The organism is Nonomuraea sp. NPDC052265 (genome assembly GCF_044547985.1).
Classification (GTDB): Bacteria; Actinomycetota; Actinomycetes; order Streptosporangiales; family Streptosporangiaceae; genus Nonomuraea.
The window spans coordinates 57,579-80,702 of record NZ_JBIUBJ010000025.1 but is presented as its reverse complement, the minus strand read 5'-3'; the positions used below and the strand labels follow the sequence as shown (position 1 = coordinate 80,702).

The 23,124-nt window shown below is 70.6% G+C and carries 27 protein-coding genes and 1 pseudogene; 18 read left to right on the top strand and 10 right to left on the bottom strand.

Features of this window, described 5'->3' with window-relative positions; translation table 11 throughout:
* Positions 1-91: 91 nt before the first annotated feature.
* On the top strand, positions 92-889 hold the full coding sequence (locus ACIHAD_RS42235) for an alpha/beta fold hydrolase (RefSeq protein WP_397360446.1): 798 nt from the start codon (positions 92-94) through the stop codon (positions 887-889).
* A complete protein-coding gene (locus ACIHAD_RS42230) occupies positions 886-1,332 on the top strand; it encodes a YdeI/OmpD-associated family protein (protein ID WP_397360445.1) in 447 nt (148 codons plus the stop codon). Before ACIHAD_RS42235 ends, ACIHAD_RS42230 begins: the two co-directional genes overlap by 4 nt.
* 170 nt (positions 1,333-1,502) lie before the next feature.
* Here the strand turns inward: ACIHAD_RS42230 and ACIHAD_RS42225 are convergent, their stop codons facing one another.
* Entirely contained in the window at positions 1,503-2,249 is a 747-nt protein-coding gene (locus ACIHAD_RS42225; RefSeq protein WP_397360444.1) for an SRPBCC domain-containing protein, read from the bottom strand.
* 255 nt (positions 2,250-2,504) lie between these two features.
* On the opposite strand from ACIHAD_RS42225, the gene ACIHAD_RS42220 reads away from it, so the two are divergent.
* The 7 genes from ACIHAD_RS42220 (at position 2,505) to ACIHAD_RS42190 (ending at position 7,398) form a co-directional block, all read left to right on the top strand.
* Positions 2,505-3,092 (top strand): hypothetical protein, encoded by a 588-nt coding sequence (locus ACIHAD_RS42220; protein ID WP_397360443.1) that lies wholly within the window; start codon positions 2,505-2,507, stop codon positions 3,090-3,092.
* Between the two features lie 16 nt (positions 3,093-3,108).
* Positions 3,109-4,278: a sensor histidine kinase gene (locus ACIHAD_RS42215; RefSeq protein ID WP_397360441.1), complete on the top strand. Its 1,170-nt coding sequence runs from the start codon at positions 3,109-3,111 to the stop codon at positions 4,276-4,278.
* Positions 4,275-4,928, top strand: a complete 654-nt coding sequence (locus ACIHAD_RS42210) for a response regulator (protein ID WP_397360440.1) — start codon at positions 4,275-4,277, stop codon at positions 4,926-4,928. The genes ACIHAD_RS42215 and ACIHAD_RS42210 overlap by 4 nt, the downstream gene beginning before the upstream one ends.
* A gap of 29 nt (positions 4,929-4,957) precedes the next feature.
* Positions 4,958-5,275 carry a DUF3140 domain-containing protein gene (locus tag ACIHAD_RS42205; RefSeq protein WP_397360439.1) on the top strand — a complete coding sequence of 106 codons (318 nt, stop codon included), beginning with the start codon at positions 4,958-4,960 and terminating at the stop codon, positions 5,273-5,275.
* An 82-nt stretch (positions 5,276-5,357) separates the two neighbouring features.
* On the top strand, positions 5,358-5,570 hold the full coding sequence (locus tag ACIHAD_RS42200) for a hypothetical protein (protein WP_397360438.1): 213 nt from the start codon (positions 5,358-5,360) through the stop codon (positions 5,568-5,570).
* Positions 5,571-5,706: 136 nt separating this feature from the next.
* The gene (locus tag ACIHAD_RS42195; RefSeq protein WP_397360437.1) at positions 5,707-6,153 is read left to right on the top strand and encodes a hypothetical protein; all 447 of its coding nucleotides are present in this window, start codon (positions 5,707-5,709) and stop codon (positions 6,151-6,153) included.
* 288 nt (positions 6,154-6,441) lie between these two features.
* The gene (locus ACIHAD_RS42190) at positions 6,442-7,398 is read left to right on the top strand and encodes a fatty acid desaturase family protein (protein WP_397360497.1); all 957 of its coding nucleotides are present in this window, start codon (positions 6,442-6,444) and stop codon (positions 7,396-7,398) included.
* A gap of 3 nt (positions 7,399-7,401) precedes the next feature.
* Here the strand turns inward: ACIHAD_RS42190 and ACIHAD_RS42185 are convergent, their stop codons facing one another.
* The gene (locus ACIHAD_RS42185; RefSeq protein WP_397360436.1) at positions 7,402-7,617 is read right to left on the bottom strand and encodes a hypothetical protein; all 216 of its coding nucleotides are present in this window, start codon (positions 7,615-7,617) and stop codon (positions 7,402-7,404) included.
* Positions 7,618-7,664: 47 nt separating this feature from the next.
* On the opposite strand from ACIHAD_RS42185, the gene ACIHAD_RS42180 reads away from it, so the two are divergent.
* The 4 genes from ACIHAD_RS42180 to ACIHAD_RS42165 all read left to right on the top strand — a co-directional run bounded on the left by ACIHAD_RS42180 (position 7,665) and on the right by ACIHAD_RS42165 (position 11,552).
* Positions 7,665-8,786, top strand: coding sequence for a sensor histidine kinase (locus tag ACIHAD_RS42180; RefSeq protein ID WP_397360435.1), 1,122 nt, complete (start codon positions 7,665-7,667; stop codon positions 8,784-8,786).
* Positions 8,783-9,451: a response regulator gene (locus tag ACIHAD_RS42175; protein WP_397360434.1), complete on the top strand. Its 669-nt coding sequence runs from the start codon at positions 8,783-8,785 to the stop codon at positions 9,449-9,451. The genes ACIHAD_RS42180 and ACIHAD_RS42175 overlap by 4 nt, the downstream gene beginning before the upstream one ends.
* A gap of 97 nt (positions 9,452-9,548) precedes the next feature.
* Positions 9,549-10,799 (top strand): cytochrome ubiquinol oxidase subunit I, encoded by a 1,251-nt coding sequence (locus tag ACIHAD_RS42170; RefSeq protein ID WP_397360433.1) that lies wholly within the window; start codon positions 9,549-9,551, stop codon positions 10,797-10,799.
* A 12-nt stretch (positions 10,800-10,811) separates the two neighbouring features.
* Positions 10,812-11,552, top strand: coding sequence for a cytochrome d ubiquinol oxidase subunit II (locus ACIHAD_RS42165; RefSeq protein ID WP_397360432.1), 741 nt, complete (start codon positions 10,812-10,814; stop codon positions 11,550-11,552).
* Between the two features lie 55 nt (positions 11,553-11,607).
* Here ACIHAD_RS42165 and ACIHAD_RS42160 read toward each other — a convergent pair whose 3' ends face one another.
* The 3 genes and pseudogenes from ACIHAD_RS42160 to ACIHAD_RS42150 form a co-directional block, all read right to left on the bottom strand.
* Positions 11,608-13,359 carry a bifunctional metallophosphatase/5'-nucleotidase gene (locus ACIHAD_RS42160; RefSeq protein WP_397360431.1) on the bottom strand — a complete coding sequence of 584 codons (1,752 nt, stop codon included), beginning with the start codon at positions 13,357-13,359 and terminating at the stop codon, positions 11,608-11,610.
* Positions 13,360-13,384: 25 nt separating this feature from the next.
* The gene (locus tag ACIHAD_RS42155; protein WP_397360430.1) at positions 13,385-14,158 is read right to left on the bottom strand and encodes an alpha/beta fold hydrolase; all 774 of its coding nucleotides are present in this window, start codon (positions 14,156-14,158) and stop codon (positions 13,385-13,387) included.
* 10 nt (positions 14,159-14,168) lie between these two features.
* Positions 14,169-14,513, bottom strand: a pseudogene (locus ACIHAD_RS42150) (SDR family NAD(P)-dependent oxidoreductase); the annotation flags it as partial.
* A 94-nt stretch (positions 14,514-14,607) separates the two neighbouring features.
* Between ACIHAD_RS42150 and ACIHAD_RS42145 the strand changes: the two are divergent.
* On the top strand, positions 14,608-15,201 hold the full coding sequence (locus tag ACIHAD_RS42145; protein ID WP_397360429.1) for a TetR/AcrR family transcriptional regulator: 594 nt from the start codon (positions 14,608-14,610) through the stop codon (positions 15,199-15,201).
* 90 nt (positions 15,202-15,291) lie between these two features.
* Here ACIHAD_RS42145 and ACIHAD_RS42140 read toward each other — a convergent pair whose 3' ends face one another.
* The gene (locus ACIHAD_RS42140) at positions 15,292-16,956 is read right to left on the bottom strand and encodes an alpha-amylase family protein (protein WP_397360428.1); all 1,665 of its coding nucleotides are present in this window, start codon (positions 16,954-16,956) and stop codon (positions 15,292-15,294) included.
* A gap of 98 nt (positions 16,957-17,054) precedes the next feature.
* Positions 17,055-17,183, bottom strand: coding sequence for a hypothetical protein (locus ACIHAD_RS42135; protein ID WP_397360427.1), 129 nt, complete (start codon positions 17,181-17,183; stop codon positions 17,055-17,057).
* Between the two features lie 143 nt (positions 17,184-17,326).
* On the opposite strand from ACIHAD_RS42135, the gene ACIHAD_RS42130 reads away from it, so the two are divergent.
* Positions 17,327-17,734: an SgcJ/EcaC family oxidoreductase gene (locus ACIHAD_RS42130; RefSeq protein WP_397360426.1), complete on the top strand. Its 408-nt coding sequence runs from the start codon at positions 17,327-17,329 to the stop codon at positions 17,732-17,734.
* Between the two features lie 40 nt (positions 17,735-17,774).
* Positions 17,775-18,743 carry a sigma-70 family RNA polymerase sigma factor gene (locus tag ACIHAD_RS42125; RefSeq protein ID WP_397360425.1) on the top strand — a complete coding sequence of 323 codons (969 nt, stop codon included), beginning with the start codon at positions 17,775-17,777 and terminating at the stop codon, positions 18,741-18,743.
* A 70-nt stretch (positions 18,744-18,813) separates the two neighbouring features.
* Here the strand turns inward: ACIHAD_RS42125 and ACIHAD_RS42120 are convergent, their stop codons facing one another.
* Complete coding sequence (locus ACIHAD_RS42120) at positions 18,814-19,797, bottom strand: aldo/keto reductase (RefSeq protein ID WP_397360424.1); 984 nt, start codon at positions 19,795-19,797, stop codon at positions 18,814-18,816.
* Positions 19,798-19,859: 62 nt separating this feature from the next.
* On the opposite strand from ACIHAD_RS42120, the gene ACIHAD_RS42115 reads away from it, so the two are divergent.
* Positions 19,860-20,738 (top strand): LysR family transcriptional regulator, encoded by an 879-nt coding sequence (locus tag ACIHAD_RS42115; RefSeq protein WP_397360423.1) that lies wholly within the window; start codon positions 19,860-19,862, stop codon positions 20,736-20,738.
* Positions 20,739-20,755: 17 nt separating this feature from the next.
* Here ACIHAD_RS42115 and ACIHAD_RS42110 read toward each other — a convergent pair whose 3' ends face one another.
* The gene (locus ACIHAD_RS42110) at positions 20,756-21,274 is read right to left on the bottom strand and encodes a GNAT family N-acetyltransferase (protein WP_397360422.1); all 519 of its coding nucleotides are present in this window, start codon (positions 21,272-21,274) and stop codon (positions 20,756-20,758) included.
* A gap of 133 nt (positions 21,275-21,407) precedes the next feature.
* Between ACIHAD_RS42110 and ACIHAD_RS42105 the strand changes: the two genes are divergently transcribed.
* Positions 21,408-21,608: an EF-hand domain-containing protein gene (locus ACIHAD_RS42105; protein ID WP_397360421.1), complete on the top strand. Its 201-nt coding sequence runs from the start codon at positions 21,408-21,410 to the stop codon at positions 21,606-21,608.
* 160 nt (positions 21,609-21,768) lie between these two features.
* On the opposite strand, the gene ACIHAD_RS42100 is transcribed toward ACIHAD_RS42105, so the two are convergent.
* Positions 21,769-23,055 (bottom strand): hypothetical protein, encoded by a 1,287-nt coding sequence (locus tag ACIHAD_RS42100; RefSeq protein ID WP_397360420.1) that lies wholly within the window; start codon positions 23,053-23,055, stop codon positions 21,769-21,771.
* Positions 23,056-23,124: the final 69 nt, after the last annotated feature.

Below are 23,124 nucleotides of genomic sequence, written 5' to 3'. Positions count from 1 at the left end.
GAACCCGCATCAGTACGTCCCCACCCAAAAGATTTCTTGACAAATTATTTTGTCGGTAGCTACCGTGGGCATCACGAAACGGAGGAACACCATGAGCAGCATGATCAACTCCGCGGACGGCACCCCCATCGCGTACGAACGCGCAGGCCAGGGCCCGGCGGTCATCCTCGTGGACGGCGCACTCAGCTTCCGCGGCTCCAGCATCAACGGCGGCCTCGCCGATGCGCTCGCCCCCGACTTCACGGTCTACACCTACGACAGGCGCGGACGAGGTGAGAGCGGCGACACCGCGCCATACGCCCCCGAACGGGAGATCGAGGACCTGGCCGCGCTCGCCAAGGCGGCCGGCGGCCCGGTCCGCCTGTACGGCATCTCGTCCGGCGCCGCCATCGCCCTGGCCGCGGTCGCGAACGGCCTGCCCGTCGAGCGGCTGGCCCTGTACGAGCCGCCGTTCATCGTGGACGGCACCCGCCCCTCGCTCGGCGACGACTACGTACGGCGGCTGGAGGCCCTGGTGGCCGCCGATCGCCGGGCCGAGGCGGTCAGGCTGTTCATGCGCGAGGGCGTCGGGCTGCCGGGGGTCGTGGTGGCGATGATGCGCTTCATGCCCGCGTGGGCCAGGCTCAAGTCCGTGGCGCACACCCTGCCGTACGACACCGCGTTCGTCTCCCCTCACCAGCGGGGAGAGTCGTACCCGGAGGGGACGTGGGCGTCGGTGACCGTTCCGACGCTCGTCGCCGACGGCGGGAAGAGCCCGCAGTGGATGCGCAACTCCGTCGGCGCGCTGGCGAAGACGCTGCCCGCGGCCGACTACCGCACGCTCGACGGACAGACCCACATCGTCAAGCCGGAGGCCCTGGCGCCGGTGCTGAAGGAGTTCTTCGCATGAGGTTCATCGCCACGATCGAACTGGCGGGCAAGACCGCCACGGGTTTCGAGGTCCCGGCCGAAGTGGTCGAGGGGCTGGGCGCGGGGCGGCGGCCGGCCGTGACCGTCACCGTCAACGGGTTCACCTACCGCAGCACCGTCGCGCCCATGGGCAGCCGGTTCATGTTGCCGCTGAGCGCCGTGAACCGGGAGGGGGCCGGGGTGGCCGCCGGGGACACGATCTCGGTCGAGGTCGAGCCGGACACCGCGCCCCGCGAGGTCGTCGTGCCCGCCGACCTGGCCGAGGCGCTCGACCGGGTCCCGGCGGCCCGGACGTTCTTCGACGGGCTGTCGTACTCGCGCAAGCAGCGTCACGTGCTGCTGGTCGAGGGCGCGAAGAAGCCGGAGACCAGGCGGCGGCGCGTCGAGGACGCCGTCGCCAAGCTCGCCGACGGCATCGCCTGACCCCCGCCGCGTGCGCCGACGGCGGACCGGACGACGCCGACGGTCCAGCGCAGGCGGTCCAGCGCAGGCGGCCCGGCTCAGGCGGTCAGGCGAAGACCGTGGTCAGGCGAAGGCGGTGGTCAGGCGAAGGCGGTGGTCAGGCGAAGGCGGTGGTCAGGCGAAGGCGGTGGTCAGGCGAAGGCGGTGGCGAGCCAGTGGGTCCAGGCTGCTTCCAGGGCCGCGCCGTCCACCGGCGTGTACGCGTGGTGCTCCACCACCGCGATGCCGCGTCCCTGGACGAACATGTACAGACCATCGTCCGTACGGACCGTCACGAAGGTGCCCGGGGCGGTCACCCATTCCACGACCCCCGGCTCCGGCGCCTGCCCCTCGATCGCGACCGTCACCTTCTCCCCCGCCACGGGACGGCCGGCGACGCCGAGGGCGGTCCCGAGCGCGGCCCAGAACTCCTCCTCCGACGCGCGCGGGGCGACGAGGAACAGGTTGTGGGTGGAGATCCTGCCGGGGAAGTGCCTGAGGTAGACGGCCAGCTTGTACAGGTACTGGAGGTCGCCGCGCTCAAGGTCGTCGTACTCGGACTCCCAGTCGTCGCCGAGGAAGCCGCTGTGGACGAAGCGGAGCACCGTGCTGCCCGAGCCACGGGCTTCCAGCAGGTACTCGAAGGCCATGAACGTGCCGTCGGGGTTCTCCACACCCCGGTAGGCCAGGCGTTCGCCCGGTTCCCAGGCGGTCACCACCGACTCGGTGGCGACGTCGGCGCCGAAGGTCTGCGTGCCCCGGCCGCCCTCGCGGGGTTCGAGCTCGGTACGGCCCATGAACCACGAGTCGATGCCCGGTCCCTCCGCGATGGCCTGCCAGACGGCGTCCGGGGCGGCGTCCAGGGGGATCTCGTGACGGATCTCGAACTCGTGCGGCATGACTGTCTCCCTGTCACGGCCTCGGGCGGTGTGCGGCCGAGGATCGCACCGACAATATCGCTTGTCAAGCTCACTCCTCTTGTCGGTAGGCGCCATGAGCAAGGCGCGGATCTGGCGATCGAGGGCGGGACGCCCCTGGGAGGGAGAGGGATCCCTCTTGAGAGCGAGGTGGAGGATCGCCCGTCCCGGCGATCACATTCAGGGCGGAAAACCGCAGGATAAGTGCATCGCCCCACTTCCTGAGGAGAACCCCAGATGAACACCCGCGCCGCCTTCGTGGCCGCCCCGTTGCTCGTCCTGTCGTACGGCGTCATCCGGATCATCGACGGCTTCGACGGGAGCCGGGGGCCGGGACTGGCCTGGACGACCGGCCATCTCGCCTTCCTTGCCGCTCTTGCCCTCTTCATCGTGATATTTCGGGAAATGTGGCAGATGCTCGGCCGCAACCGCATCGCCACCACCAGCCTCGTGGTCGGCCTGGTCGGCATCGTGTGCGCGTCCGCGCAGTTCGTGATCGACATCGTCGTCGGGTTCATGGCCGCCGACCACGACGCGATGTCCCCGCTGTTCGACCAGGTCCAGGCGATCCCAGGGGTGTCGCTCGCGGTCTACCAGGTCGGGCCGATGTTGTTCTACATCGCCCAGCTCGCCCTGGTCGTCCAGCTCACCGCTCGCCGGCAGCTCAAGCTCTGGACCCCCGTCCTCGTCATGCTCGACTTCGCCATCCCGATCATCGAGAAGGACCTGATCCCGCTCGGCGCCCTGTGCATGCTGGTGTCGTTCTGGCCGCTGGCCCGGCGCCGGGTCCAGCCCGCCGCCCGGCACACGCTCGTCCATGCGTGAGGAACAATGGGACCCCGTGTCCGATCTGACGCTTGTCGACGTCCTTCGTCGTAGGCTTCGAGCGCTCCCCCACCTCTGGGTGGACGGGGCGCTCGCCCTGTTGATCGCCCTCGTCCAGGCATGGCCGCTGATCTCCAGCGACGACCGGTCCGGCGGCAGCTGGGACACGTGGGGGTACGTGGTCGCGATCGGCGCCTCGCTCCCCGTCGTCTGGCGGCGCAGGTGGCCGGTGACCATGCTGATCGTCAGCCTGCTCGTGGGCGCGCTCTACGACCTGTCCGACAACGTCGCCCGCCAGCCCATCTGGTACGGCGCCCTCGTCGTCTTCTACACGGTCGCCGCCTGCTCCCCCCGCCTGCCCCGGGTCGTCATGCTCGTCGTGACCCTCGTCGGCGGCCTGGCCTCCGTCGGCTCGTGGGAGACCGCGATGCGCGGGGTCGCCCTGTTCACCGCCGCGTACGCCATCGGCCGGGCGGCGGCCACGTCCCGCGCCCACGCCACCGAGCTGGCCGAGCGCGCGGCCCGGCTCGAAAGGGAGCGTCAGTTGGAAGCCGAGCGCGCGGCCGAACGCGAGCGGGCCAGGATCGCCCGCGACATGCACGACATCCTGGCCCACGCGGTCAGCCTCATGGTGGTCCAGGCCGAGGCGGGGCCCGTCGTGGTACGCAGCAACCCGGCCAGGGCGGAGGCCGCCTTCGACGCCATCGCCGCCGCGGGCCGGGACGCGATGGTGCAGCTCCGCCGCATGCTCGGCGTACTGAAGGAGGACGAGCCGGAGGCGCCGAGGGCGCCGCAGCCGACGCTCGCGGACCTGCCCGCGCTGGTCGGCCAGGTGGCGGGGACCGGCCTGGAGGTGAGCTTCGCCGAGGTCGGCGAGCCGCGGGCGATCGGCCCCGACAGCGCGCTGGCCGCCTACCGGATCACGCAGGAAGCGCTCACCAACATCGTCAAGCACTCCGGCGCCGACCGCGCCGAGATCCGGCTCACCTGGGAGGACGACCACCTCATGATCGACGTCACGGACAACGGGCGCGGCGGCGGCCCCGCGCTGCCGTCGGGCGGCAACGGGCTGATCGGCGTGCGCGAGCGGGCCGCGGCCTGCGGCGGCAGCGCCACCGCCGGCCCGCGCGCGGGCGGACCCGGCTTCGTCGTGTCGGCGCGGCTGCCGCTCGGGGCCGGCCGATGAGCGTGCGCGTCGTGGTGGCCGACGACCAGGAGCTGGTCAGGGGCGGGTTCTCGATGATCCTCGACGCCCAGCCCGACATCTCGGTGGTGGCCGAGGCGGGCGACGGGGTCGAGGCCGTGGCCGCCGTCCGGGCCCACGAGCCGGACGTGTTGCTGCTCGACATCCGCATGCCCAGGATGGACGGCATCGAGGCGGCCAGGATCGTGTGCGCCGAGACCGGCTGCCGGGTGCTGATGCTGACCACGTTCGACCTGGACGACTACGTGTTCGACGCGCTGCGGGCGGGCGCGAGCGGCTTCCTGCTGAAGGACGTGCGGCGGGACGACCTGGTGACCGCGGTCCGCGTCGTGGCCGCGGGCGAGTCGCTGCTCGCGCCCACGGTGACCAGGAGGCTGATCGCCGAGTTCACCTCCCGCCCCGCGGCGGCCGCCCCCACGCGGACGCTGGAGTCGCTGACCGCCAGGGAGCGCGAGACGTTGCAGCTGATCGCGCGCGGGCTGTCCAACGCGGAGATCGCCGAGGCCATGGTGGTCAGCGAGCACACCGTGAAGACGCACGTCAGCAACGTGCTGAGCAAACTGGGGCTGCGGGACCGGGTGCAGGCCGTGATCACGGCCTACGAGTCGGGGCTGACCGTTCCCGGGGCGTAACGCGAGGTTCGGGCGGGTAAGCGGCCCATATGACTGAGGGTTTCGACACGGACACGCTCTGGCAGGAGTTCCATCGGGTGGTCAACATGAACTCCGAGGAGCTGCGTGGCTACCTGCTCGCCGACGCCTCTGACGAGGAGGGCTTCCCTCCCGACCCCGACATGGGCATCGACGAGCTGGGCAGGGGCGTGCTGCACGTCCTGAGCAAGCGGAAGGGCGACCTGACCAAGGCCGACCTGGACGTGATGCGACAGGTGGTCGAGCTGGTCGAGACCATGGGCGACCGGACGGACGACGACTCGCGGCGCGAGCTCATGTCCGTCGGGCACGACCCGCTCAGGGCATAACGCCCCGAATTCAACAAATGGTGGATGTGGGGCGACGCAAAGTGATGAAATGTGCGAAGCAGACTTCGTCCGAGGAGATCCGTTGAGAGACAACCTCGACCTCGCCGCGAGCGCCCAGCAGCTGGCCGACGCCGCCCCGACGGGATCGATCGATCGCGCCGCGGCCTCGTCCGTGGCCATCACGCTGGCCACGACGCGTGACATCGCCGACGCGCGGCAGGCCCTCGACGGGTTGACCCCGGCGGAGGTGCGCCAGGCCGCGCTCGACCTCTTCGACCGGCTCTCGGCGAGCTGAGCCACGCCGCTCACCCTCCCTGAGCTGTGCGAACAGCGCCAGGGCGGGCTTTTGCGCTGGAAACTGTCGTATGCGGGCAAGATCGTACGCCGCCCGTGGCGGCCTGCCCGGTGCCGACGGTGCGTACGGTGGGGGCATGCGGATCGGGGTTCTGGGGCCGCTCCAGGTGGCTGGGGCCGAGATCGGCGGCGCCCGCGTCCGCGCCCTGCTCGTCCGCCTGGCGCTCGACCCCGGCCGGGTGGTGACCGCCGACCGGCTGATCGGCTTCGTCGGCCGGACGGGCGACGTCGCCCGGCTGCGCGCTCTGCTGGACGGCCAGGACGAGCGGCTGGTCACGCTCGTCGGCCCCGGCGGCGTGGGCAAGACCCGCCTGGCGCTGGAGACGGCCTCGGAGCTCGACGTGCCGGACGCGCGACCGTGCTCGAAGGCGTGGCCGAGCACCTTCCGTCCCGGGCTGCGGCCGAGCTGCTGGGCGCCGCCCGCGCGCTGCGCGGCGTCCACGACTCGGCCGACCCCCTTGTGGTCGCCCTCGACGGGAGGTGCCGCTCCGAGCTCGGCGCCGGCGCCTTCCAGGAGGCCCTGACCAGGGGAGCCGCGCTGCCGAATCCGGAGCGGCACGCGCTCTTGCTGCTGGGCTGAGCCCGTCGCGTGCGCGGCACGGGGTGCCGGGCCATATTGTCTGAGGAGAGGCCACAGAACCGACGACGAGACCCCTTCTCCACCGCGCCCCGGATGACCATGGAACACCTTCCGGTTTTGCGGCGGATACGCCAGGGTTGTGGCAACTTTCCACCACAATGTGAGGAGATCTGTGGCCAGTCCAAGTGTGGTCGACACCCGGGGCAGTGACTTCGCCCGACTAGCCCGCCGAATCTCTGACGCCGGTCTCCTCGACCGGCGTCCCGTGTATTACGCGGTGCGGCTCAGCATCGTCGTCGCCGCGTACCTCGGCTGCTGGGCCCTGTTCGCCTGGGTGGGCGACTCGTGGTGGCAGCTCCTCGTCGCGGTCGCGCTGGCCGTGGTCTTCGCGCAGTTCGGCTTCGTCTCCCACGACCTGGGCCACCGCCAGGTGTTCAGGACGCGGCGGCCGAGCGACGTGACCGGCCTGCTCCTGGGGAACCTCGGCATCGGCCTGGGCTGGGGGTGGTGGACCAGCAAGCACAACCGCCACCACGCCAACCCCAACCACGAGGACCACGACCCGGACGTCTCGCCCGCGGTCCTCGTCTGGTCGGACGACCAGGTCGAGCGGAGCGTCGGTCTGCCGCGCTTCATCGCGAAGTACCAGGCGTTCTGGTTCTTCCCGCTGCTCACCCTGGAGGCCTGGCACCTGCACGTGGCCAGCTTCAAGGCGCTGCTCGCGCCGTCGGCCAAGCGGCCGTGGGCGGAGCTGGCGCTGCTGACCTGCCACTTCGTGCTCTACTTCGGCGCGGTCTTCACCGTGTTGCCGTTCGGCAAGGCCCTGGTGTTCCTGGTCGTGCATCAGGGGCTGTTCGGCCTCTACCTGGGATCGACGTTCGCGCCCAACCACAAGGGCATGCCCGTCCTGACCAAGGACGACAAGCTGGACTTCCTCCGCAAGCAGGTGCTGACCTCCCGCAACGTCAGGGGCGGCCTGTTCACCGACGTGGCGCTCGGCCAGCTCAACTACCAGATCGAGCACCACCTGTTCCCGAACATGCCCGCGCCCAACCTGCGCAAGGCGCAGCCCATCGTCGAGAGCTACTGCGCCGAGGTCGGCGTCAGCTACCTCCAGACCGGGCTCGTCGCCTCCTACGGCCAGGCCCTGCGCCACCTGCACCAGGTGGGCGCGCCGCTGCGCCGCTGAGCCTCAGCCCTCCTCCTCGACCCGTCTCTCCAGGTCGGCACGGCGCCGTTCGAGATCGGCGATCAGCTCGGACTGCTCGTCGGCCTGGGCGATCATGGCCGAGGTCTCGATCTGGTCGGTCGCACCTATGTCGCCCACCTGGTCGCGCAGATCCTGGTTCTCCGCCTTCAGCCGGGCAAGGTCCTCTTCGACCTGCCGGAGCTCATCCTTTGTCGTCATCCCGCACAACTACCCCATGACTCGCACGACCATACAAAATGGAGCACATGCGCAGATTGCAGGCGAGCACCACGGTGTCCCTCGTGGTGGTCGCCGTCGCGCTCGCCGGCACCGTGGCCGCCGCGTTCAGGAGCGAGCAGGCTCCCAACGTCCTCGACGTGGTGCTGCCGATCGTGTCGTGCGGCGCGCTGACGTTACGGCGGCGCTTCCCCGTCGCGTCGCTGATCGTGGTGGTCGTGGCGGTGTCCGTCTACTACCCGCTCGCCCGGCTCGACGGGCCGCTGGTCGTGCTGGTGTTCGTGGCCCTCTACACCGCCGCCGACCAGGGCCGGCTGGTCGCGGCCATCGCCACCGGGGCCGCCGTGCTGCTGGCCATGGGGTTCGGCGAGGCCCGCGGGGTCAGGCACGTGGACGACAGCATGTTCGGCGCGATCACCGGCTGGGTGGTGGCCGCGATCGCGTTCGGCGGGGTCACCAGGAACCGCCGGGCGTACCTGCTGGAGGCGCAGCAGCGCGCGCTGGACGCCGAGCACTCCAAGGAGGAGGAGGCCAGGCGGCGCGAGAGCGAGGAACGGCTGCGCATCGCCAGGGAGCTGCACGACGTGCTCGGGCACAACATCTCCATGATCAACGTGCAGGCGTCGGCCGCGCTGCACGGACTCGCCAAGCGTCCGGAGAAGGCCGAGGCCGCGCTGCGGACCATCAAGGAGACCAGCAAGGAGACGTTGCGCGAGCTGCGCACGACGCTCGGGGTGCTGCGCCAGGTGGACGAGGACGCGCCGACCGCGCCCGCCGACAGCCTCGCGCGGCTGCCGGACCTGGTCGCGGCGTCGGGGCTGGAGGTGGCCACCGAGCTGTCCGGGCCGCTGGACGCCGTGCCGACCGAGGTCGACCTGGCCGCCGCCCGCATCATCAGGGAGTCGCTGACCAACGTCGCCCGTCACTCGGGCACGACGAAGGCCACCCTCGCCATCAGCAACTCATCCGGAAATATCATGATCCGGGTCGATGACGACGGCCCGGGCGCCACGTACACCGAAGGCAGCGGCTTCGGCCTCCAGGGCATGCGCGAGCGCGCCACCGCGCTCGGCGGCGACCTGGAGGCCGGCCCGCGTCCCGAGGGCGGCTTCCGCGTCGCCGCCCGCCTGCCACTGAACGGAGCTCGATGATCCGCGTACTGCTCGCCGACGACCAGACCCTGGTACGCGCCGGGTTCCGGTCGATACTCTCCGACGAGGACGACATCGAGGTCGTCGGCGAGGCCGGCACCGGCGCGGCGGCCGTGGCGGGCGCCCACGAGCACCGGCCCGACGTCGTGCTGATGGACATCCGCATGCCCGAGCTCGACGGCCTGGAGGCCACCCGGCGCATCGCGGGCGACCCGCGGCTCGACGGCGTCAAGGTCATCATCCTGACCACCTTCGACCTCGACGACTACGTCTACGGCGCGCTGCGCGCGGGCGCGGGCGGGTTCCTGGTCAAGGACACCGAGCCGGCCGAGCTGATCCACGCGGTCAGGGTCGTGGCCAGGGGCGACGCGCTGATCTCGCCGTCGGTGACGCGGCGGCTGATCGCGGAGTTCGCGGGCCGGGTCAAGCGGCCGGAGCCGGGCCCCGAGCTCAACGCGCTCACCGAGCGCGAACGGGAGGTCATGGGCCTGGTGGCGGCCGGGCTGTCCAACGACGAGATCGCCGCCCGGCTCGTGCTCAGCCCCGCCACGGCGAAGACGCACGTCAGCCGCATCATGACCAAGCTCGCCGTGCGCGACAGGGCCCAGCTCGTGGTGATCGCCTACGAGGCCGGGATGATCACGCCGGGCTGGCTTACACCCTGAGTCGTACGTCAAAAGTGATCTTCGGCCCGGGGTTGTACGCCGAATTGCAGACTTGGGCATGACGCGGCGGAGCAGGCCGTAACGCGAAGCTCTCGGTATGAACACCGTGGACCTCGCCCGCCTGCAGTTCGCGTTCACCGCGGGCGCGCACTTCCTCTTCGTCGCGCTGACGCTCGGCCTGGCGACGCTGGTGGCCGTCGTCCAGACCCGGGCCACCTTCAGCGGCGACCCCGTCCACCTGCGGATGACGAGGTTCTGGGGGCAGCTCTACATCATCAACTACGCCATGGGCATCGTCACCGGCCTGGTCATGGAGTTCCAGCTCGGCCTGTCGTGGAGCGGGCTGACCGACTACGCGGGCAACGTCTTCGGCGCCTCGCTGGCGATCGAGACGCTGGTGGCCTTCTTCGTCGAGGCGACGTTCCTGGGCCTGTGGATCTTCGGCTGGAACCGGCTGAACCGCTGGGCGCACCTGGCGCTGATCTGGGTCGTCACGCTGACCGCGTACGCGTCGGCGTTCTGGATCATGATTTCCAACGGCTTCCTGCAGAACCCGGTCGGCTACGTCCTCGACGGCGGCAGGCTGCGGCTCACGGACTTCGGCGCGATGATCGCCAACCCGGCCGCGCAGATCGCGTTCGGGCACGTCATGGGCGGGGCGATGATCGTCGCCGGGTTCTTCATGGCCGGGGTGAGCGCCTACCACCTGCGCAGGCGCACGGCCGAGCAGGCCCTGTTCAGGAAGTCGCTGCGGATCGGCGTCGGCGTCGCGCTGCCGGCCTCGTTCTTCACGGTGACGTTCGGCGGGCTCGGGTTCCAGACCCTTCAGCCGTCCAAGGCCGCGGCCTGGACCGGCAAGGCCGAGCGGCTGGCCGCCGTGCAGGCGGACATGGCGGCCAGGTTCGGGCCGGGCGACTACCTGCCCCCGACCGGCTGGGTGCAGGGGGCCGGGATCACGATGATGATCCTGTGGGTGGTGATGACGGTCGTGGCGGGGCTGAGCCTGCTGCTCATGTTCTTCCGGCCGGTCGTGCGCGGGTTCCGCGCCTGGCACTGGCTGCTGACACTGATGATCCCCGTGCCGTTCGTCACCATGCTCGCCGGGTGGACGTTCCGGGAGATGGGCCGTCAGCCGTGGGTGGTCTACGGGCTGTTGCGGACGTCCGAGGCCATGTCGCCGGTGACGGCGGGCCAGATGCGGCTGTCGCTGACCGCGTTCGTGTCGGTGTTCACGGTGCTGATCGCGGTCAACTACTGGCTGCTGGCCAGGGCGGCCAGACGTGGGCCCGGCGCGGTGGCGCTCGGCGCCCTTCCGGCCGAGACGCCCGTCCCCGCCCCCGCCTTCTAGAAGGAACCGATCATGGAAATCTTCGTCCTGGCCTTCTTCGCGCTCGGCTACCTCATGCTGGGCGGGGCCGACATCGGGGTCGGCATGGCGCTGCCGTACCTGGGGCGGTCGGCGGGCGAGCGGCGCGAGGTGATCGCCGCGATCGCGCCGTTCTTCCTCGGCAACGAGGTGTGGCTGGTGGCCTCGGCCGGGGTGCTCGCGGGGCTCTTCCCGGAACTGGAGGGCCACCTTCTGAGCGGCAACTACGCGGTGGTCGTCGCGCTGCTCGTCTCGTGGGTGGTCCGGGACATGGGCCTGTGGCTGCGCGGGCGGGTGCCCGACGCGCGGTGGCAGGCGTTCTGGGACGGCGGGATCGTGGCCGGGAGCTGGGGGCTGGCGCTGAGCTGGGGGCTGCTGCTCGCCGAGGTGCTGCTCGGCATGCGGGGGCCGCTCGTGCTGCTGGCCGCGCTGGTGGTGGCGGCGCTGTTCGCGGTGCACGGGCTGGCGTTCGCGGCGCTGCGGCTGCGCGGATCGTTGCGGGAGCGGGCCGGGCTGCTGTCCGGCGGGGCCGGCGAAGGCCGCACGTACGCGCTGACCGCCGGCGCGATGCTGGTGGTCGGGGTGCTGGCCGGGCTGCGGCTGCCGCTGGAGGCGGGGTCGTCGGGGGCGTTGCTGGTGCCGGTGATCCTCGTCCTGATCCCGCTGCTGGTGGCCTCGCAGGGGTGGGTGTGGTGGACGTTCAGGCACCGGGTGACCGGCCCGTCCTACCTGTGACAGGGCGGGCGCCCGCCCTGGGGCGCCCGCCCTGGGGCGCCCGCCCTGTGTCGGGTCAGAACAGCGGAGCCCCGTCGCGGGTCAGCTTCCAGTTGGCGGAGGCGAAGTCGGCGGGGTTGATCGTGCCCTTGGCGGTGGCGTACTCGATCAGCGCCTGGCGGATCTCCACCTGGGCGTTGTACAGCACGGGGGCGGTGGCGACGTGCGGGAATCCGCCGCCGCCCGACTGGCGGTAGTTGTTGATCGCGACCACGAACTCCTTGTCGGCCGGGATCGGCGCGCCCTCGAAGGTGAGGTTGGCGACGCGCTGCCCGGCGGGCTTGGCGACGTCGATGTCGTAGGAGACGCCCGAGAGCTGGTCGTAGTTGTAGTCCGGGGTGTTGCCGGCGTTGGTCAGCTTGGTGACGTCCACCGGGTCGCCGGGGTTGAGCTGGTTGAAGTAGCGGGCCGAGTACTCCAGATAGTCCTTGATCTGGGCGCCGGTCAGCTTGATCGCCAGCAGCGTGTTGTCGTAGACGTAGAGCCCGGCCACGTCCCTGACCCGTACGTCACCGGCGGGGAAGACGGCGGTGCGGCTGAACGGCGCGGCGATGGACAGCACCGGCAGCGTGTTGCCCGGCAGTGCGGCCTTCACGGTCTCGGTCTGCACCTGCTGGATGTAGTCGAGGATCGGCGTGTCCTTGTACGGCGACTCGGCCGCCGACAGCTCCTCGGCCGACTTGGCGACGACCTTGTTGACGTAGCCGATCGTGGTGTCGTGCTGCGGCTTGAGCAGCGAGACGACCTTCGGGTCCTCCGTGACCGTGTTGGTGTTCAGCGTGGCGGAGGACTTCCCGGTGACGACCCACTTGCCGCGCTGCTTGGTGAGGGTGAAGTCGAGCCGCGACAGGCGCTGGCCCCACTTGCCCGGCTCGGTGAGCAGCACCTGCCGGCCGGTGGCCTTGTTGGTGACGAAACGCTGGGCGACCTCGTTGTGCGCGTGCCCGAACAGCACCGCGTCAATGCCCGGCACCTGCTCGGCGACCATCGCCGAGGCGTTCTCCACGGGCAGGTCGGTGCCGTAGGAGGACATGCCGCTGTCGCCCGCGTGCGCGGTCACGACGACCACGTCCGCGCCGAGGCCGCGGATGACCGGCACCCACTTCCTGGCCGACTCGACCAGGTCGGTGAAGCGCAGCTTGCCCTCGACGTTCGCCTTGTCCCAGATGGCCACGCCCGGGTTGGTCAGGCCGAGCACGCCGACCTTGATCGGCTTCTCGCCCTTGACCTTCATGGTCTTGATCACGAACGGCTCGTACGCCGGCAGCCCGCTCCCGGCGTGCACGGCGTTCGCGCCCAGCACCGGGGCCCTCATCTGCTTGATCCAGGTGGCCAGCAGCGGCAGACCGTAGTTGAACTCGTGGTTCCCGAGGGTGACGGCGTCGTAGCCGATGGCGTTCATGGCCTTGGCCATCGGGTGGGTCTGCCCGGTCTGAGTGATCGGCTCGACCTTGGCGTAGTAGTACGCCAGCGGCGTGCCCTGGATCGTGTCACCCGAGTCGAACAGCAGCGTGTGGTCCGCCCCGCGCTCGGCCCTGACCTTGTTGACCAGCGACGACACCTGGGCCAGGCCGATGGTGTTGCCCTGCTTGTCGGAGTAGGCGGCGTCCTTGAAGTAGTCCCAGTTGAGGGCGTTGCTGTGGATGTCCGACGTCCCCATCACGGTGACGGTGACGCTCTTGTCCCCGCTCGCGTGGGCGGGGAGCGCCGCCAGGGCCAGCGCGGTCAGCGCGGCGGCCCCGGTGGCGGCGAGCTTCTTGGTCTGCATGTGCCTGGAGACTAACCAGGACAAATTACTCGTTGGTTACGAAATCGCGGATGAGGGCTGTCACCTCTTGGGGACGTTCGTGCAGCACCACGTGACCGCTGTCGAGCTCGGCGTACCGGCTGCCGGGCAGCGCGGCGTGCAGGGCGCGGGCGTGCCCGACCGGGACGAGGTGGTCCTGGGTGCAGCCGACGACCAGCGTGGGGGCGGTGATCTTCGGGAGCAGCTCCCTGATGTCGGTCCTGAGGTCCAGCTCGATCTGGCGTACCGTGCCGGGCGGCGGGTCGCCGGCCGTCATGGCCTTCACGCCCTCCTCGCCCAGGCCGCTCACGAAGGCCGGGCTGAAGCCGACCAACGGGCCGTACGCGGCGAAGCTCTCGGGGTCGGTGGCCGCCAGCCGGGCCCAGGTCCGCAGGCCGAGCCGGAGGCGCGGGTCGTCGGCGTGCGTCCAGCCGGCGATCAGCACCAGCCGCCCGACCAGCTCGGGATACCGGGCCGCGACCCCCGCGGCCACCACAGCCCCCAGCGAGAATCCGACCAGGTCGGACGGGCCACCTGCGGGGAAGGTCGCCGCGACCTGCTCGATCAGCAGGTCGAGCGTGAGGTCGCCGCCGGGGTTGGTGGTCTCGCCGCTGCCCGCGTAGTCGGGGGTGATCACCGTGCGGACGTCGGTGAAGTTCTGGACGAGGTGGCCGTAGTTGGTGGCGGCGTCGCCGCCGGTGCCGTGGACCATGACCAGGCCGGGGCCGCTGCCCGCCCGGTTGAAGTGCACGTGTCCGCCGTCGTGGATGACCGTGGGCATGAGGTGTCTCCTAGAGGTTCCCGCCGCCGGTGGCGTCGAGGGTGGTGCCGGTGACGAAGCTCGCCTCGGGCGAGACGGCGAACGCGACCACGTTCGCGATCTCGCCGGGCTCGCCGATGCGGTTGAGCGCGTGCCTGCTCGCCGCGTGCGCGCGGGCGCCGGGGTCCCGCAGCCAGCCCGCGTTGACGTCGGTGTCGATGATGCCGGGCGCGACGTTGTTGACCGTGATGCCATGCGGCCCCAGTTCCTTGGCCAGGGCCAGCGTGAACACCTGTACCGCGCCCTTGGTCATCGAGTACGCGATGCCCTCGGGGAAGGCGATGCGGGCCACGCCGGAGGTGATGTTCACGATGCGGCCCCCGTGACCAGGGCAGTCCTCATCACTCGAACCCTTTCTTTAGCGATCGATACAGAAAACCATAACATACCGATCGCTATAGAATGACGGCATGGCGAGGCAGCGGGCATTCGACAGGGACGCGGCACTGGAGAGCGCGCTGCGCGCGTTCTGGAAGCACGGTTACGAGGCGACCTCGATCGCCGAACTGACCGCCGCCATGGGCATCAGGCCACCCAGCCTGTACGCGGCCTTCGGCGACAAGCGGCGGCTGTTCGAGGAGGCGGTGCGCCGCTACCAGCTCACCTACGGCGCCTTCACCACCAGGGCGCTCACCGAGGAGCCCACCGGCCGGCGGGCGGTCGAGCGCGTGCTGCGCGAGTCGGCCGCCGAGTACGCCGGCGCGGACCACCCGCCCGGCTGCCTGATCATCAGCGCCGCGGTCAACTGCGGGCCGGAGTCGGCCGAGGTGGAGGAGCTGCTGCGGGGGTTCAGGGAGGAGGCGAAGGCGGCGATCAGGAGGCGCATCGACGACGACGTGGCGGCCGGGCGGCTCGCTCCCGGCACCGACACGGGCGCCCTGGCCACCTTCTTCGCCTCGGTGATCCAGGGCATGTCCACGCAGTCACGCGACGGCGCCCCCTACGCCGACCTGCTGGGGGTGGCCGAACTCGCCATGACGGCCTACCCGCCTCCCACACCCTGACCACCGCCCGAACGCATCGACCGCCGCACAGGACCATCGACCGCGCGGCCGTCCCGGCCCTGAAAGCTTCGACCGCGCGGCCGTCCCGGCTTATTGCGACATGACGCCCGCGTCCTCCGGGGGCAGCTCGGGGGGCGACGCGCGCAGCCAGCGGCAGCCGTGCGGTCCGAGCGCGAGCTTGGCCGTGCCGTCACCCGACACCCTGATCGTGCCGTCCACCAGCAGGTCCGTGAGGTCGCAGTTCTCCAGGCCGTCCAGCCGCAGCTCGACGTCCTTGGCCGTTTCGCACAGGTTGTGGGCGACCACGACCGTGGCGCCGTCGGCGTCGCAGCGGTGCGAGAAGATCGCGTCGTCGCCGGTGTCCAGCACGGTGTACCGCCCCCACGCCAGCTCGGGGCACTCGCGGTAGCGCTCGATGAGGAGCTGGAACCAGCGCAGCAGCGAGTCGGTGTCCCGCTTCTGGTCGGCCACGTTGACCCGGTCGGGCGCGAAGGAGCCCTCCGGGATCTCGCGGACCGTGTCCTCCGACTGGCTGAAACCGCCGTCCTCGGACCACTGCATGGGGATGCGGACGGCCATCCGCCCCTCTTCGTCCAGGTTCTCCCCCATGCCGATCTCCTCGCCGTAGAAGACCACGGGGGTGCCGGGCAGGGAGAACAGCAGGCTGTAGGCCATCTTGATGCGCCGCAGGTCGCCGCCGAACATCGTGGGCAGCCGCCGGCGCAGCCCGCGCCCGAAGATCTGCATGTCCTTACGGGGGCCGAACGCCTCGAAGACCTCCTGGCGTTCGGCGTCGGTGAGCTTGTCGAGGGTCAGCTCGTCGTGGTTGCGGAGGAACATCGCCCATTGACAGTCCTTGGGGGCCCGGGGGCGTTCCTTCAGGGCGTCCATCAGGGGACGGGCGCTGTTGCGGGCGAAGGAGAGCCAGCTGCTCTGCATGCCGATGAAGTCGAAGCACATGGTGATCTGGTCGCCGAGCCCTTCACCGAAGTACCGCAGTAACTCCTTGTAGGGCACGTTGACCTCGCCCAGCAGGATCGAGCCGCCCTTGCGCCTGGTCATGAAGGCCCGCAGGTCGGCCAGGAACTCGTGCGGGTCGGCGAGCTTGGGGTTGACGTTCTCGATGAGGAACGGCACCGCGTCCACGCGGAAGCCCGACAGCCCGAGCTCCATCCAGAAGCCGAGGATGCGGGTGATCTCGTCCCGGACCTCGGGGTTGCCGACGTTCAGGTCCGGCTGGTGACGGTAGAAGCTGTGCAGGTAGTACTGGCCGCTGCCCTTGTCGTACTGCCAGACGGAGTCCTCCTTGTCGGGGAAGACCACCTGCTTCGGGTCGTCGGGCTCCGGGGTGTCGGACCAGACGTACCAGTCGCGCATCGGCGAGTCCTTGCTCCTGCGCGACTCCTTGAACCATGGGTGCTGGTCGGAGGTGTGGTTGACGACCAGGTCCGCGATCACCCGCAGGCCCCGGTCGTTGGCGGTCCGCATGAACTCCACGAAGTCGCCCAGGGTCCCCAGCCGGGGATCGATGCTGTAGAAGTCGGTGATGTCGTAGCCGTCGTCCCGGTTGGGGGTGGGGAAGAACGGCATCAACCAGAGGCATGTCACGCCGAGACCCGCGAGGTAGTCGATCTGCTGGGTCAAGCCGCGAAAGTCGCCCACACCGTCGCCGTTACCGTCCTTGAACGTCTCGACGTCCAGGCAGTAGACGACGGCGTTCTTCCACCAGACGTCGGAGGTGTACGTCAGTCGCATGGCCGCCCCGCTACCCACCCGGCCAGAAGAAATGCCCATTTAAAGGTTCGTGTCCGGTTCTGATCGCCTGACCTCGGGCTACGGAGGCATGGCCGAACTCAGGCCGGCGTGCGGATCGCGTCTTCGAGCAGCCGCCAGAACCGGTCGACGTCCAGCCCGGTGGCCAGCCAGAGGGCGAAGGCGTCGTCGTCCCCGGGGTCGCAGTCGAGGACGACCGGAGTGCGCATGACGATCATGCTACAGATCGGCGTCCGGGCCGCCCCGCGACGGCCTCGCGGACCCCGGAAAGTTCTTCGGATCCGCGCGATGAGTTCCGGGGGCCTCGCCGGTATGTATCCGTGAACGTGTCACGAGCGATGAGGAGACAGCCATGACCGAGAACCGGGCGCACGACGTGGCCGCCGTCAAGGGCGTGCTGGAGGGGCTGTACCGGGCCTGGGCCGACGGCGACGCGGACGCCTTCGTCAAGGACTACACCGAGGACGCCACCGCGATCATGCCCGGCAGCTTCCGCGGCTCCAGGGAGGAGGTCCACCGGAACATGGCCGAGGGCTTCGCCTCCTACCTCAAGGGCAGCACGACCGTCGACAAGCTGCGGAGCATCCGTTTCCTGGGCGAGAGCGCCGCGATCGCGGTGAGCGAGACCGGCGTCAGGTTCCCTGGCGAGACCGAGGTCCCCGCCGAGCGCATGGTGTACGCGACCTGGGTGCTGGAGAAGCGTGACGGCGCCTGGCTGCTCGCCGCCTATCACAACAGCCCGGTCGTGGTGGCCGGCTGACCTACCCATAGAGTGCGGGGGACGAGAGGACGTGGGCACGGTGACGCCGGCAGCAGAGGGCTTCGACCTCCGGATCGAACCGTTCCGGACGGAGCTGCTGGCGTACTGCTACCGGATGCTCGGCTCGGTCCACGACGCCGAGGACCTGGTCCAGGACACCTACCTGAGGGCATGGCGGACGCGCGAGCGGTACGACGAGACGCGCAGCTCCCTGCGCACCTGGCTCTACCGGATCGCGACGAACGCCTGCCTGACCGCCCTGGAGGTCCGGGGGCGCCGGCCGCTGCCGTCGGGGCTGGTGGCCGCGTCCGAGCCGCTCGCGCCGCTCGTCCAGGCGGAGAACATCGCCTGGCTCCAGCCCCTGCCCGACTCGATGCTGGACGCGGGCGATCCGGCGGGCGCCGTGGTCGAGCGCAGCGGCCTGCGCCTGGCGTTCGCCGCCGCCCTGCAACATCTGTCGGCGCGGCAGCGCGGCGCGCTGATCCTGCGGGACGTGCTGAGCTTCTCCGCCTCCGAGGCGGCGGAGATCCTCGGCACCACCGTCGTGTCGGTGAACAGCTCCCTGCAGCGGGCGCGTGCCCGGGTGAAGGAGGCCGGCGTCCGGCGCGAGCCGCTCAACGAGCCGGCCGCGGCCGAGCAGCGCGGCTGGATCGACCGCTACATGAAGGCGTTCGAGCACGCCGACGTCGAGGGGCTCAAACGGCTGCTCACCGAGGACGTCATCATGGAGATGCCGCCGATGCTCAACTGGTTCGCCGGCCGCGGCAACTACGGCCTGTTCATGGAATGGGTCTTCCAGGCGGCCGGCACGGACTGGCGGCTGGAGGCGGTCACCGCCAACGGCCAGCCCGGATTCGGCGCCTTCCGGCGCGTCGGCGGCAGGTACGAGCCCCACACGCTCCAGATCTTCACCGTCACCGCCGGGGGCATCAGCCGGAATTCGGTGTTCCAGGGCGCCGAGGTCTTCGCGCCCTTCGGCCTGGCGGCCGGGTTCGACTCCTCACCATGACCCGCGGCCGGGCACGCCGCCGGGCCCGTGCTCGCCGGGGTGACCGCCGTCGCCGCGACGCCGCGAGCGTTCAGAGGAGGGTGCCGCCGCTCACGTCGAACCTGGCCAGCGCCTCGTCGATCCTGGCCAGGGTGTCCGGGTGCAGGGTGACATCGGCCGCGGCCAGGTTCTCCTGGATGTGGGCCGGGGTGCGGCTGCCCGGGATCGCCACCACGTGCTCGTCCTGGTGCAGCAGCCACGACAGGGCCAGTTGGGCGGGGGTGATGCCGAGGCTGGTGGCCAGGGCGCGGATCGGGGCGTACCTGTCGTTGTTGCCGGCCAGGTTGTCGGCCGAGAACCGGGGCGCGTTGTGGCGGAAGTCGCCTTCGTCCAGCCGCTGGACCGTGCCGGTCAAGAACCCGTTGCCCAGAGGGCTCCAGGCCACCAGGCCGACGCCGAGCTCGCGGGCCGCGGCCAGGAGGTCGGGCTCCACCGGCCGCCACATCGACCACTCGTTCTGCACGGCCGTCACCGGATGGACGGCATGCGCGGCCCTGAGCTGGGCCGCCGTCACGTTCGACAGGCCGACGTGCCTGATCAGACCGTCGCGCACCAGCTCCGCCATCGCGCCGACCGTCTCCTCCACTGGGACGCCGGGGTCCGGGTAGTGCAGGTAGTACAGGTCGATCACGTCGGTGTCCAGGTTGCGCAGGCTGCGTTCGGCGTACCGGCGGACCAGGCGCGGGTCGGCGTTCACACGGAGTTCGTTGAAGGCGTACCCGACCGGGTGCGGGCGGCTCGGCTCGCCGTCCGGGATGGTCAGGCCGAACTTGGTGGCCACCACGACCTCGTCGCGAGGGCGTCCCTTGAGGGCGCGGCCGACCAGGCGTTCGTTGTGGCCGTCCACCCCGTAGGCGTCGCTGGTGTCGATGTGGGTGGCGCCGCCGTCCAGGGCCGCCTTCAGCGCCGTCTCGGCACGGATGTCGTCGATGTCGCCGTACACACCGGGCGAGAGCACCATCGCGCCGAAACCGAGCGCGGGGACCTGCAGTGTTCCGAGTTCACGTGTCTTCATGACGGAGATCGTGCCGCCCCGGGGCGCGCGGCGTCCAAGACCTTTTGCTATAACCGACGGTTATGGACGTGCACCTGCGGGAGCTCCGCTATTTCGTCGCGGTGGCCGAGGAGCTGAACGTGACGCGCGCCGCCGAGCGGCTCTTCGTCTCGCAGCCCGCCCTGTCCAAGCAGCTCAGGGTGCTGGAGCGGCAGCTCGGCTTCGCGCTGCTGGAACGGGTGCACGGCGGCGTGACGCTGACCCGGCAGGGTGAGGCGCTGCTGCCGGTGGCCCGCGAACTGCTCGGACGCTGGGCCGCCGGCGTGGAGACGGCGCGCGCCGCCGCCCCCACGGGGACGCTGGTCATCGGGATGCAGACGGCCGTCGGCCGGGGGTTGCAGCAGGAGGCGCTGCGGCTGTTCCGGCAGACCCGGCCGGGCTGGGAGGTCTCGCTCCGGCTCGTGGGCTGGGACGACCCCAGCGGCGGCCTCGCCGACGGCTCCTCCGACGTGGCGTTCATCTGGCTGCCGGTGCCGCCGGGGTTGGAGACGTACGTGCTGGTCACCGAGGAGTGCGGGGTGGCGATGCCGGCCGGGCACCGGCTGGCGGGGATGGCCGAGATCCCGTTCGCCGAGCTGCGGGACGAGCCGTTCATCGCGCTGCCCGCCGCCGCCGGCCCGCTGCGCGACTTCTGGCTCGCCTGCGACGCGCGGGACGACGACCCGGTGGTCGGCGTCACGGCGAACACGCCCGAGGAGGTGTTCGAGGCCGTGATCAGCGGCTTGGGCGTCGTCCTCGTGGCCGAGGGGAACGCGGCGCTCTACAAGCGGCCGGGCATGGTCTACCGCCCGGTGACCGGTCTCCCGCCGGGGCAGCTCGCCATCGCCTGGCGCCGCGAAGACGTACGCCCCCACGTCACTGCCTTCGTCGAGGCCTTGAAGCAGGCCGCCGCCACCGTCTGACGCGGCGGCCGGGCCGGTCAGGCGAGCGAACGCCGGTAACGGACCTCGGTGATCGTGAAGCCCCGGCTGCCGTCGTCCTTGGCGACCCCGTCGTCGTGCCATCCGGCGGCCTCGTAGAACCGCCGGGCGCGGACATTGCTGTCCAGGACCCAGAGGACGGCCTCCTGGTAGCCGGCGCCGGTCAGGGCGGCGAGGGCCGCGTCCATCAGCGCCCTGCCGATCCCCCGTCCCCAGCTCTCCGGCGTCAGGTAGATCGTGGCGACCTCGGCGACCGACGCGCCGTCCTCGTCGTCGTCCCGGGAGGGCAGCACACTGGCGAAGCCGACGACCCGCCCGCCGGCCTCGGCGACGAGCGTTCCCTCCCGGGGCCAGGCCGTACCGGCCAGCCAGCGTTCCCAGGCGGGACGTCGTGCCGCCGCGTCCAGGCCGTCGAGGTGGGCCTGCGGGACCAGCCCGCGGTAGGCGGCCCGCCAGGACCGTACGTGAACCTCGGCGATCGCCCAGGCGTCGGCCTGGGTCGCCTTCCGGATGCGCATCCGTCCGTGCTATCACCCCGGATCAGGAAATATCCCTGCATTCCGGCGATCGCTCCGAATTCATCGGCGCGTTTCGGGAAGTCGCCACTAAGGTCTGACCCGACGCACCGGTAACACAGGAAAGGCACCCCCTATGAACGACCATGCCATCACCTTCGACCTCATCGACGCCGACAAGGACGGCCGCATCTCCGCCGTCGAACTCGTCCGCCTGATGGAGGTCCTCGGCCAGCCCGTCTCCCTGGAGGCCGCACAGGAGGGCGTGCGGAAGCTGGACAAGGACGGCGACGGCCTGATCGATGTGGACGAGTTCGGCGCGTTCCTGCAGAAGTGACCAAGACAAGCTCTTGCTAGGCAAGCTCTCGCCACCTGGGCCACAATGGCGACAGGGTGGTGTTCAAGGACGAGGAGCTGGTCGGCGCCCTGGCGGAGGTACGCCTCGCGCCGCCCGCCCCTGACCGGCCGGCCCCGCCGGGGCGGGGCCGGGGCTGCCGTCAGGCGGTGTGCAGGTAAACCTGGCCGAAGACCTCGGACAGGTTCTTGATGTCCGTGGCGACGTCGGCCTCGGGGCTGCTGTAGTCGTAGACGGTGGCCAGCCTCGGGCGTACGGTGCCGAGTTTCTTGAGCTGGTCCCAGGTGGCGTTGGCCGCCCACTTCTCGCCGTACACGCGGTTGACCTGGCCCTGCGCGTCCTGCCAGCGGCTCCACAGGACGACCGTCTCGGCGGCGTCGGCCTGGAGCGGGGCCGCGATGCGGTCGGTGATGGCCTGGGTGGCCTGCTCGGCGGTCAGCTTGGAGGTGCCGGCCGCGGTGAACCCGGCGTCCTCGGCGGCGATCTGGGCGTAGGCGTCCCAGGCGTGGGCGCGGACCTGGATCCACTGGTTGCGCTGGGCCTCGTTGGCGTCGATCTTCCAGGTGGCGTACTCGGTGGCCAGGTGGCCGGTGTCCAGCGTCAGCTGGTCGATCTGGCCGCCGGAGAGCCAGGCGCCGATGCGGGCGGGGTCGAGCAGCGGGTACTTCTTGGTCATCTCGGCCTTGCAGGCGTCGTTGGCGCCGCAGCCGAACAGCGGCACCACCGTGTGCGCCGCCAGCTTCTTGCCCGGCACGAGCTTGCGCAGCGCGGTCGTGGTCTCGGTGACGAACTTGTCCAGCTCCTCCGCCGTGGCGAAGGTCTGGTTGTAGCCGAGCTGCGAGGTGAACCTGATCCCGACGACGCCCGGCTGCGCGGCCAGGGCGGCGACCTTCTTGGCGGCCTCCTCCAGCTTGCCCGCCTTGTAGTCGTCGGCCAGCTCGGTCTCGATCCAGGTCCGCAGACCGGCCCCGACCGCGCTCTTCACGGCCTGGCCCGCCGGGCTCTCAGCGGCGGCGGTCTTGGCGGCGGCCGAGATCTCGTCGGGGTCGATGTAGCACTTCTGGCCGTCCTGGCAGTTGTCGGGCGTGCCGCCGTCCTCGGCGCCGTCCACGTCCGGGGAGCCGACGTCGTGCATCTCGCCGTCGCCCTCGGAGTCGGTCGCGCACTCGTTGCCCGACTCGTTGCAGTCGACCACGATCTCGTGCATCGGGCCGGAGTCGATCATGTTCTTGCCGTCGTTGTCCAGCCAGAACCGGGCGATGTCGGCGGCCTCCTCGGGAGTGGCCAGCCAGCGGCAGACGACGTACGCCGGGGTGTCGGCGGACATCAGGTCGTTGCAGCCCCGTGGATCGTCCTCCGACCAGGCGGGAACTCCGACGCCGAGCAACGACAGGGCCAGTCCGATGACGAAGATCTTTCGCAGTCGCATGGCGCCTTTACTCCCATTGGGGGGTGATCGTGGGCAGATAGCACAATATCGGGACGATCAACAACGTTC

Coding starts and splice junctions, on each gene's coding strand:
- ACIHAD_RS42235 (WP_397360446.1), top strand. CDS start 92: ATGAGCAGCATGATCAACTCCGCGGACGGCACCCCCATCGCGTACGAA.
- ACIHAD_RS42230 (WP_397360445.1), top strand. CDS start 886: ATGAGGTTCATCGCCACGATCGAACTGGCGGGCAAGACCGCCACGGGT.
- ACIHAD_RS42225 (WP_397360444.1), bottom strand. CDS start 2,249: ATGCCGCACGAGTTCGAGATCCGTCACGAGATCCCCCTGGACGCCGCC.
- ACIHAD_RS42220 (WP_397360443.1), top strand. CDS start 2,505: ATGAACACCCGCGCCGCCTTCGTGGCCGCCCCGTTGCTCGTCCTGTCG.
- ACIHAD_RS42210 (WP_397360440.1), top strand. CDS start 4,275: ATGAGCGTGCGCGTCGTGGTGGCCGACGACCAGGAGCTGGTCAGGGGC.
- ACIHAD_RS42205 (WP_397360439.1), top strand. CDS start 4,958: ATGACTGAGGGTTTCGACACGGACACGCTCTGGCAGGAGTTCCATCGG.
- ACIHAD_RS42195 (WP_397360437.1), top strand. CDS start 5,707: ATGCGGATCGGGGTTCTGGGGCCGCTCCAGGTGGCTGGGGCCGAGATC.
- ACIHAD_RS42185 (WP_397360436.1), bottom strand. CDS start 7,617: ATGACGACAAAGGATGAGCTCCGGCAGGTCGAAGAGGACCTTGCCCGG.
- ACIHAD_RS42180 (WP_397360435.1), top strand. CDS start 7,665: ATGCGCAGATTGCAGGCGAGCACCACGGTGTCCCTCGTGGTGGTCGCC.
- ACIHAD_RS42175 (WP_397360434.1), top strand. CDS start 8,783: ATGATCCGCGTACTGCTCGCCGACGACCAGACCCTGGTACGCGCCGGG.
- ACIHAD_RS42170 (WP_397360433.1), top strand. CDS start 9,549: ATGAACACCGTGGACCTCGCCCGCCTGCAGTTCGCGTTCACCGCGGGC.
- ACIHAD_RS42165 (WP_397360432.1), top strand. CDS start 10,812: ATGGAAATCTTCGTCCTGGCCTTCTTCGCGCTCGGCTACCTCATGCTG.
- ACIHAD_RS42160 (WP_397360431.1), bottom strand. CDS start 13,359: ATGCAGACCAAGAAGCTCGCCGCCACCGGGGCCGCCGCGCTGACCGCG.
- ACIHAD_RS42155 (WP_397360430.1), bottom strand. CDS start 14,158: ATGCCCACGGTCATCCACGACGGCGGACACGTGCACTTCAACCGGGCG.
- ACIHAD_RS42145 (WP_397360429.1), top strand. CDS start 14,608: ATGGCGAGGCAGCGGGCATTCGACAGGGACGCGGCACTGGAGAGCGCG.
- ACIHAD_RS42140 (WP_397360428.1), bottom strand. CDS start 16,956: ATGCGACTGACGTACACCTCCGACGTCTGGTGGAAGAACGCCGTCGTC.
- ACIHAD_RS42135 (WP_397360427.1), bottom strand. CDS start 17,183: ATGCGCACTCCGGTCGTCCTCGACTGCGACCCCGGGGACGACGACGCC.
- ACIHAD_RS42130 (WP_397360426.1), top strand. CDS start 17,327: ATGACCGAGAACCGGGCGCACGACGTGGCCGCCGTCAAGGGCGTGCTG.
- ACIHAD_RS42120 (WP_397360424.1), bottom strand. CDS start 19,797: ATGAAGACACGTGAACTCGGAACACTGCAGGTCCCCGCGCTCGGTTTC.
- ACIHAD_RS42115 (WP_397360423.1), top strand. CDS start 19,860: ATGGACGTGCACCTGCGGGAGCTCCGCTATTTCGTCGCGGTGGCCGAG.
- ACIHAD_RS42110 (WP_397360422.1), bottom strand. CDS start 21,274: ATGCGCATCCGGAAGGCGACCCAGGCCGACGCCTGGGCGATCGCCGAG.
- ACIHAD_RS42105 (WP_397360421.1), top strand. CDS start 21,408: ATGAACGACCATGCCATCACCTTCGACCTCATCGACGCCGACAAGGAC.
- ACIHAD_RS42100 (WP_397360420.1), bottom strand. CDS start 23,055: ATGCGACTGCGAAAGATCTTCGTCATCGGACTGGCCCTGTCGTTGCTC.